The organism is Flectobacillus sp., from assembly GCF_049240685.1.
GTDB lineage: Bacteria > Bacteroidota > Bacteroidia > Cytophagales > Spirosomataceae > Flectobacillus.
The window spans coordinates 1-8,289 of record NZ_JBMLSD010000430.1 but is presented as its reverse complement, the minus strand read 5'-3'; the positions used below and the strand labels follow the sequence as shown (position 1 = coordinate 8,289).

General features: G+C 37.4%; 8 protein-coding genes. 6 read left to right on the top strand and 2 right to left on the bottom strand.

The features are described from left to right. Positions 1–157: 157 nt before the first annotated feature. Complete coding sequence (locus tag ACOVQ4_RS19805) at positions 158–613, bottom strand: hypothetical protein (protein ID WP_421822336.1); 456 nt, start codon at positions 611–613, stop codon at positions 158–160. Between the two features lie 352 nt (positions 614–965). Between ACOVQ4_RS19805 and ffh the strand changes: the two genes are divergently transcribed. Continuing rightward, positions 966–2,291 carry a signal recognition particle protein gene (ffh, locus tag ACOVQ4_RS19800; protein ID WP_421822335.1) on the top strand — a complete coding sequence of 442 codons (1,326 nt, stop codon included), beginning with the start codon at positions 966–968 and terminating at the stop codon, positions 2,289–2,291. A gap of 148 nt (positions 2,292–2,439) precedes the next feature. After that, positions 2,440–2,799, top strand: a complete 360-nt coding sequence (locus ACOVQ4_RS19795; RefSeq protein ID WP_421822334.1) for a VOC family protein — start codon at positions 2,440–2,442, stop codon at positions 2,797–2,799. A gap of 220 nt (positions 2,800–3,019) precedes the next feature. Here the strand turns inward: ACOVQ4_RS19795 and ACOVQ4_RS19790 are convergent, their stop codons facing one another. Continuing rightward, positions 3,020–3,535 carry a hypothetical protein gene (locus tag ACOVQ4_RS19790; RefSeq protein ID WP_421822333.1) on the bottom strand — a complete coding sequence of 172 codons (516 nt, stop codon included), beginning with the start codon at positions 3,533–3,535 and terminating at the stop codon, positions 3,020–3,022. 565 nt (positions 3,536–4,100) lie between these two features. Between ACOVQ4_RS19790 and rhaT the strand changes: the two genes are divergently transcribed. The 4 genes from rhaT to ACOVQ4_RS19770 all read left to right on the top strand — a co-directional run. Further along, positions 4,101–5,153 carry an L-rhamnose/proton symporter RhaT gene (gene rhaT / locus ACOVQ4_RS19785; RefSeq protein WP_421822332.1) on the top strand — a complete coding sequence of 351 codons (1,053 nt, stop codon included), beginning with the start codon at positions 4,101–4,103 and terminating at the stop codon, positions 5,151–5,153. Continuing rightward, complete coding sequence (locus tag ACOVQ4_RS19780; RefSeq protein WP_421822331.1) at positions 5,150–6,181, top strand: GntR family transcriptional regulator; 1,032 nt, start codon at positions 5,150–5,152, stop codon at positions 6,179–6,181. Before rhaT ends, ACOVQ4_RS19780 begins: the two co-directional genes overlap by 4 nt. 142 nt (positions 6,182–6,323) lie before the next feature. Continuing rightward, positions 6,324–7,184, top strand: a complete 861-nt coding sequence (locus tag ACOVQ4_RS19775) for a LysR family transcriptional regulator (RefSeq protein ID WP_421822330.1) — start codon at positions 6,324–6,326, stop codon at positions 7,182–7,184. 272 nt (positions 7,185–7,456) lie between these two features. Beyond that, the coding region (locus ACOVQ4_RS19770) for a shikimate dehydrogenase family protein (RefSeq protein WP_421822329.1) at positions 7,457–8,289 on the top strand (833 nt) is incomplete at its 3' end.

The following is an 8,289-nucleotide window of genomic DNA, read 5'->3' as shown; positions in this document are numbered from 1 at the left end:
TGCCTATTACCTATTGCCTATTGCCTAATGCCTATTACCTATTGCCTAATGCCTATTGCCTAATGCCTATTGCCTGTTACCTATTGCCTAATGCCTATTGCCTGTTACCTATTGCCTAATGCCTATTGCCTAGAGGCAAATATACTAGTGACTTTCGCTAATCAACGGCCTGAATTTGTCTGTTGATAGATAAGACCTCCTTCCCTCCTACCTTTTCATAGACCAAATCGCCGCTTGTAATAAGAAAATGCTTAATAAAAAATTGATTATCTGTTTTTACCACAAACGTATATTCCCCATCTTCAAGCCCCGCCAAGTTCAGGTTGAGCATTGCGTGGGTGTCTTTTAAATTTGCCTCCTTTTGTTCAATAAACTCTGCCGAGTTGCGCGGACGTAAGTAAGTCATAATTGACTCAGACTGTGCATGATTTATAAGAATTTTGTAAATCAAAGGATTTTTTTCATCCTGATGAATATCCACAAATAGGCCCGCTTTTCCTGCCTTTTTTAGTTCTTTGTGTCGAGCCTCATCAATGCTGATAAACTGAGCTTTTGCCAAAAAGCTTGAGCAAATGAGTATGATTACGTAAAGGATAAATTGAGGTGCTTTCATATCAGTATTGTATGTATTTGGTGAAACAAAATAGTTTTACTAGAGCTTTAAATACTTGTAATACAATAAATTGAGTGCACAAAATTATTTTTGAAAGATGGGTGTATCAATGATAATACAAGGTGAACAAAAACAATAATTATCAAGCATAGTCACAAGTCAAACTCATTGTTTGTCTGTAAACCGCTGCAAATATGATAGGAAGGATATAAAGTTTGTAAGTATAAATTGGAGGTAGGGATATCTATTACAAGATAATAATTAGCAATTTATGAAACTACTAATGCTTAATTTTTTTTGTACCTTTGCGGTTCTATAGAATGAACTATAAGATTTTTAGCTATAACCGACAATGTTTGAGAATTTAAGTAATAAACTTAATACCGCCATGCGCACCCTTAAAGGTAAGGGACGCATCACGGACGTTAACGTAGCCGCTACAGTGAAAGAAATCCGTCGTGCCTTGATGGATGCCGATGTTAACTACAAAGTAGCGAAAGAAATTACCGACCGCATCAAAGATGAAGCGATGGGTCAAAAAATCGTTATTGCAGTTGACCCAGGTCAGATGTTGGTAAAAATTGTACATGATGAGCTCGTAAAATTGATGGGTTCGCAAGTACAAGGTATCAACCTTAAAAATGACCCTTCTGTTATCTTGATTGCTGGTTTGCAAGGTTCTGGTAAAACTACATTTTCAGGTAAGTTGGCTCAGTACCTCAAAAAATCAGGTCGTAACGTACTCTTGGTAGCCTGTGATATTTACCGTCCTGCGGCGATTGACCAGTTGAAGGTACTAGGAGAACAAGTAGAAGTAGAGGTTTATGCTGAACCAGAAAACAAAAATGCTGTACAAATTGCCCAAAATGCGCTAGAATATGCTCGCAAAATGGGTAAAAAAGTAATCATTGTCGATACTGCTGGTCGTTTGGCTGTAGATGAGGCTATGATGAACGAGATTGCAGCGGTAAAACAAGCTATCAAACCATCTGAAACCTTGTTCGTAGTAGACTCTATGACAGGTCAGGATGCCGTGAATACTGCAAAGGCGTTCAACGACCGTTTGAATTTTGACGGGGTGGTTTTGACCAAGTTGGATGGTGATGCGCGTGGTGGTGCGGCGCTTTCTATTCGTCACGTAGTTGAGAAACCAATCAAGTTTATCTCGACAGGTGAGAAAATGGATGCCCTTGACCAATTCTACCCAGATCGTATGGCTAGCCGTATTTTGGGTATGGGTGACGTACTTTCCTTGGTTGAAAGAGCTCAAAATGCCTTTGACGAAGAAGAAGCAGAACGTATCAATAAGAAAATCCGTCAAAACCAATTTAGTTTTGAGGACTTCTATTCTCAATTGCAACAAATCAAGAAAATGGGTAATATCAAAGATTTGATGGGCATGATTCCAGGTATGAGTCAAGCTATCAAAGACGTTGATATTTCGAATGATTCGTTTACGCCAATCGAAGCAATTATCCAGTCGATGACTCCAAAAGAGCGTCAGAAACCAGAATTATTAGATATGTCTCGTAAGAAACGTATTGCTGCTGGTTCGGGTACTTCGGTACAACAAATCAACAACTTGTTGAAGCAGTTTGAAGAAATGCGTAAAATGATGCGTATGATGAACCGTGTACAAGATGGTAAAATGAAATTGCCTAATTTTCCAAAAAGATAAGTCAAAATCATTTTTAGGCGCTTTAGGCTTTAAGCCGCATGCATTAGGCAATTACCTTATTTTGCTTACAGCATAAAGCATAAGTAATATCAGTCCTTTAGTAAATGCACATACGTTTTGGCGTGTGTGCATTTATTTTTACATCACTATGAAAATCAAAGAAATAAATCATATCGCCCATTTTGTCAAAGACCTAGAGGCGTCGAAAGAGTTTTATGGAAATATCCTAGAATTGCCAGAAGTACCTCGCCCAGCTTTTGATTTTGAGGGGGCTTGGTATGCTCTGGGCAGACATACTTTGCATCTAATTGCTGGACGTACCGATGAAATTATTGTTAGCGGGACAAGACGAAATCATTTTGCAATAGAAGTGGAAGATATAGAAGAGTGTGAAGCCTTTTTGAAGGCAAAAAAAATACCTATGGTAGGCCCCAAAATGCGCCCTGATGGCGTGCCACAAATTTTTATTCAAGACCCTGATGGTTATTGGATAGAGTTTACTTATTGAGTGAATGAGTGATTATTTTAAAATTCAATTAAAGTAATCACTCAATTAAGTAATCGTGCATAATAAGATTCAGGTTATGTGTTTTAGGGAACAGGCACAAGGCAACAAGTGTTAAAATGTTTTTAACAACCACGAACATGCATTTTTCCCATAGCCCACCGCCGAAAGCCAATACCTGAAAGCCTAAAGCACAATCTTAAACTTTATTTTGCGTACTAACTTATTCTACTGGTGAAAAATTGATTAATGTCAGAGCTTTTTGGGCTTCCTCGGGTTTTTGTGTACCTATGAGTAAAGAGCTATTATCTTTAAAAACCAGTTGAATTCCCATATCTCCCGAAATATTCAACGCTCCTCCCACATTCCCCAATCCTACACGATATCCCCAGCCTCCATATTCTGATAATGGCGCATATTTTCGTACATAAACTTCGGCAAGCATATCCCAACGATAGATTCTAAAGCTTTTTTGAAGAGGAATAAATCGTACATAAATACCATCTTCATATATGATTGTTTCAAGACAAAAAGAGCGCATAAAGAGCGTAAATGCCAACATTGCTAACACGGCAATCCATAATCCTGTATTGCTCATAGGATGGTCACCAAAGGGAATTTTTAAATAGATTTGCTGAATCCAGCCATAAATGAAGAGACTATTTGTGCCAAATAAAATCAACCACATCCACCATTGGTTAAAGCGTTGTTTTTCAATAAAAAGAGGTTGTTTTTCCATAGGTTTGAAAATATATAGACCTGAGATTAGATACAATTGGGGCAATGAGGAGATTTTTATCAAAATCTATAGTGCTGTTTTATAAAGTTAAGAATTGAATGCAAGCAAATAACCTCATCAATACAGACTTCTATTAAATTTCATTCTTACGTAAAGTCTTGTATCATTCCCTAGAAAAATGATATTTACTTCTTCAGTAATGATACTCAATGGAATATACAAAAAATTGTATTTCAAAAGCATAGCCCTTAATAATTAAAAACTAAATACTTATAATAGTACAATTCCCTTCCTGTTACAGTGATATAACGTTTTGATAGATAATTAAATTATAGGAGAAATATCGAGTAGAATTATAACCTATAGTTATTTTATATATAGCTATTAGTAATCAAAAAACAGCAATATTCAAAGATGGCTTAGGACAGTTGTAAGGTGTATAAAGGGTTATATTTGTAGAATAATATTTGTTTTTCAATAATCAAACTTCATATAATCACAATTTTAAGGTTTGCAGGTTGTTCCAAATCGACCTAAATCTTAGACTATGTAAAAAGACCTTTTTATGGAATCTATTCTTGGCGTTATTTTCCACTCGGTAGGTGGTTTTGCTTCTGGGAGTTTTTATATCCCTTACAATCGTGTAAAATCATGGGCATGGGAGAGTGCTTGGATTGTTGGCGGGGTAGTATCGTGGCTTCTTGTACCACATTTAGCTGCCTTTTTTACCATTCCCGATTTTATGGAGATTATCAAAACTACCGACCAAGGTGTAATTTTTTGGACATTTTTGATGGGCTTACTTTGGGGTATCGGTGGCCTGACCTTCGGTTTGGCTATGCGTTATTTGGGTATGTCGTTGGGTATGTCTATCGCTTTGAGCTTGTGTTCTACATTTGGGTCTTTATTGCCTGCCGTCTATCGTGATTTGTTTACTAATGACGTTGAGGGTACTTTCTCCTATATGATTAGCCATACTGGCGGTCAGGTGGTATTGTTGGGCATTTTGGTTTGTTTGGGGGGTATCATGGTTTGTGGCAAAGCTGGTATGATGAAAGAAAATGAACTCACCGAAGAACAAAAGAAAGAAACAATCAAAGAATTTAACCTAACCAAAGGGCTTATCGTAGCTACTATTTCGGGTATGATGAGTGCTTGTTTCAACTTTGGTATTGAGGCAGGAAAGGCCATGGCCGAAGCAGCCGTGGCAAAAGGATGTAATCCATTATTCCAAAACAATGTTATCTTTGTAGTGGTACTCTGGGGTGGGTTTGTGACCAACTTTGTATGGTGTATGTATCTCAACACACGTAACAAAACTTTTGGTGATTATCTAAACACCAAAGCCCCTCTAACAAAAAACTATACTTTTGCAGCAGTGGCTGGTACAACATGGTTTTTGCAGTTTTTCTTCTATGGAATGGGCGAAAGTAAATTAGGCAATGGGGCTAGCTCATGGATTTTGCACATGGCAACTATTATCCTAACTTCTAACTGCTGGGGTATCGTATTAGGCGAATGGAAGGGTGTTTCGAAACCTACTTTCCGTACGATTTTAACAGGTATTGGTATTATCCTCTTATCGGTAATTATTGTCGGTATCGGTAATTCTCTATGAAAAAAGAGCGTTTTTTAGAACATTTGAATATTGATGAATTTTCGGCAACCCCGAAATATCAGCAACTTGTCAACTCGGTACTTAGTGCTATTAGACAGGGTATCCTCACAACGGGGGATTTATTGCCCTCGATAAACGAACTAAGTATCGAGTTCGATATTTCACGTATTACCGTCGAAAAGGGCTATAACGAACTGCGTAAGTTGGGCGTTTTGACTTCGTCGCCAGGAAAAGGCTATTTTGTGGCAAGTACTTTTTTGTCGCAAGAACTCAAGATTTTCTTGGTGTTCAATAAACTAAGTCCGCACAAAAAAATTATTTATGATGCTTTTGTCAAAACACTGGGCGACAAAGCGGCTATTGACTTTTATATTTACAACAACGATTACGTACTTTTTAGTAAACTACTGGGACAACAAAAAAGCAATTATACACATTATGTTGTGATTCCGCATTTTATTGATGAGGAAGAAAAAGCGTATCAATTGCTAGATCAGCTCCCAAAAGACAAACTGATAATTATTGATAAAAAAGTCAAAGAGATTCAGGGAAGTTATGGGGCTGTGTATGAAAACTTTGAAAAAGATATTTTTAACTCATTGAGCCAAGCTTTGGATGCTTTGAGTAAATATCATACCATTAAATTAGTCTTTCCTGAGCATAGCTATTATCCTCAAGAAATCTTGAAAGGATTCAAAACTTTTTGTAGTAATTATGCCTTCAATCATCATATTGTACATAATTTGGACGAAGAACCCGTCAATGAAGGAGAGGTTTTCATTAGTTTGATGGAAGATGATTTGGTAAAATTATTAGAAAAAATCATCACCCTAAATCTGACTGTTGGCGAGCATGTAGGTATTATTTCTTACAACGAAACACCACTCAAAAAGTTTATTATGAAAGGCTTAACAACCATTTCTACTGACTTTGAGGCAATGGGCGTTACCGCCGCCAAATTGGTACTTAATTCTTCGAAAGAACATATCGAAAATCCTTTTTATCTCAACATGAGAGGCTCTTTATGATTTTGGATTTCGGATATTTGATTTCGGATTTTATCCTGTTTTTTATACAAGATAGAGGTGCATTTCTAACTCCGAAATCCGCAATCGCAAATCCGCAATCCAAAATAGAAGTGTCGCTTCCTATCACTCAATAAGCATCCACATGGAGTTACGACAACTCAAATATTTTCTTGAGGTAGCACGAGAGTTGCATTTTGGTCGAGCTGCTGAAAACCTTTGTATTTCACAACCTGCATTGACCAAACAAATCAATCTTATTGAGCAAGAACTAGGTATTGAGTTGTTTGATAAAAACAAAAGACAACTACATAAAAAAGTAGAATTAACCGAAGCAGGATTTTTTCTCCTAAAAGATGCCTCAAGATTTACGGAGCAATTTGACCGTATGTTAGAGAATACCAAAAAGTTGGGTACAAAAGCAAAGCAAATCAGCTTAGGATATTACCGACTTTTCCCAAAAACGAAAGTCATTGAGTTTACCCAAAAAGTACAAGAATGGTATCCCGATTCTCTCATAAAATTGGTGGAGTATTCTACGGCTGAGGCTGTACAAGAAGGATTGATACGTGATGATATAGCCTTGGGTATTACTCATTTTCCCCTTATTTTTCCCAATCTTTCGCCTCGACATACCGAGCCAAATTCTTTGAAAGTGCTTTTATCGAGCAAACATCCCTTAGCCAACTACAAGAAAATCAAAATCGGACAGTTACGTAACGAACGTTGGATAGAAGTTCAGCGCAATTTATATACGCTTTATGACGAAATTGAACGCCGTTGCAGGACTGCGGGCTTTCATCGTGAGCCCCAAATTGTTCAGGAAGTATCTAGTATCGAGCTACTTGTAGGTTTGGTCGGCATGGGAATGGGCGTAGCTTTGGTCAGTTCGTCTTTACCGATTACTGACGATTCGGTAGTATTAAAAGACCTTATTTTTAGTGATAATCCAACCTATGCGACCTTTGAAATCACTCACGCGATTGTCTGTAAGAAGCTTGGTTAATTGATTTTGGACTTTTACAAAACGTATTTTTCTCCAAAGTAATTTATAAAGACATCCCAAAACTCCTCACTCGCAAATCATCATTCCAAATCCTACAATGTATCATTTTGATTTATTAAATCGATTTCATGATATTATTTATAGAAAAGATTCTATCAAGAAGGAATTATCTTGTAATTTTAGCGGTAAAACTGTTATCCATCTCAACTAGCATTTCATCCTTTGATTGAAGGAAAGGCGAAAAACTTTGGCGTTTTTCTGCTAATTTACTTATGAATACAACAACAATATTTACCCCCGAAATTGACGGTAAAACTTTGGTATTTGCAACGCCAGGCTATCCTGTCAAACAAATTCGCCTACCTATTTTGATGAATCAAGTTTTCCCTGCCTTGGGTATCAACGCCATCTGGATTCCAATTGAAGTAGAACCCGATAATCTTTCAAGTATTTTTACAGCCTTTAAGCACTTCAAAAACTTTAAAGGCATGACGATTGCGATTCCTTATAAAAATCCTTTAGTGCATTTGGTCGATGAAGCTACCGAACGAGCAAAACGTTCGGGGAGTGTCAATCTGATTCGATTTGACGAAAATGGTCGTTCGTATGGCGATACGGTCGATGGTCTAGGCTTTGTAGTTGGTTTGGAAGCCAAAGGGTTTATTTGTCAAGGAAAAAGCGTGTATTTGGTGGGTACAGGAGGAGCAGGTTGTGCATTGGCGGTGGCGCTTTGCGATGCTGGAATTTCGACTTTGTATTTGAATGATATTTTTCCTGAAAAAGCAGAGGCACTTGCCGAAAGATTACGTTCTTATTATCCCGAAATCAAAATACTGGCACAGCATACCCCTCCAAATGATATAGATTTGGCGATTAATGCTAGTAATTGCGGTTTACAACCCAATGACCCTTTGCCTTTTGACCCTACTTTTTTTGAGAAACATACTATTATGGCAGATATTATCATGAAACCTAAAGAGACCGCTCTTTTACAAAAAGCAGCTTCTTTGGGCTATCAAATCCATCACGGACATCATACACTTGACTATCAGGTTTCGTTATATTTAGATTATTTTGGTATTGAACACGACCCAAGTGTTGTGCT

Bases quoted from the DNA above. Each gene is read 5' to 3' on its own strand.
- ffh (WP_421822335.1), top strand. From the start codon at position 966: ATGTTTGAGAATTTAAGTAATAAACTTAATACCGCCATGCGCACCCTT.
- rhaT (WP_421822332.1), top strand. From the start codon at position 4,101: ATGGAATCTATTCTTGGCGTTATTTTCCACTCGGTAGGTGGTTTTGCT.
- ACOVQ4_RS19780 (WP_421822331.1), top strand. From the start codon at position 5,150: ATGAAAAAAGAGCGTTTTTTAGAACATTTGAATATTGATGAATTTTCG.
- ACOVQ4_RS19790 (WP_421822333.1), bottom strand. From the start codon at position 3,535: ATGGAAAAACAACCTCTTTTTATTGAAAAACAACGCTTTAACCAATGG.
- ACOVQ4_RS19795 (WP_421822334.1), top strand. From the start codon at position 2,440: ATGAAAATCAAAGAAATAAATCATATCGCCCATTTTGTCAAAGACCTA.
- ACOVQ4_RS19805 (WP_421822336.1), bottom strand. From the start codon at position 613: ATGAAAGCACCTCAATTTATCCTTTACGTAATCATACTCATTTGCTCA.
- ACOVQ4_RS19775 (WP_421822330.1), top strand. From the start codon at position 6,324: ATGGAGTTACGACAACTCAAATATTTTCTTGAGGTAGCACGAGAGTTG.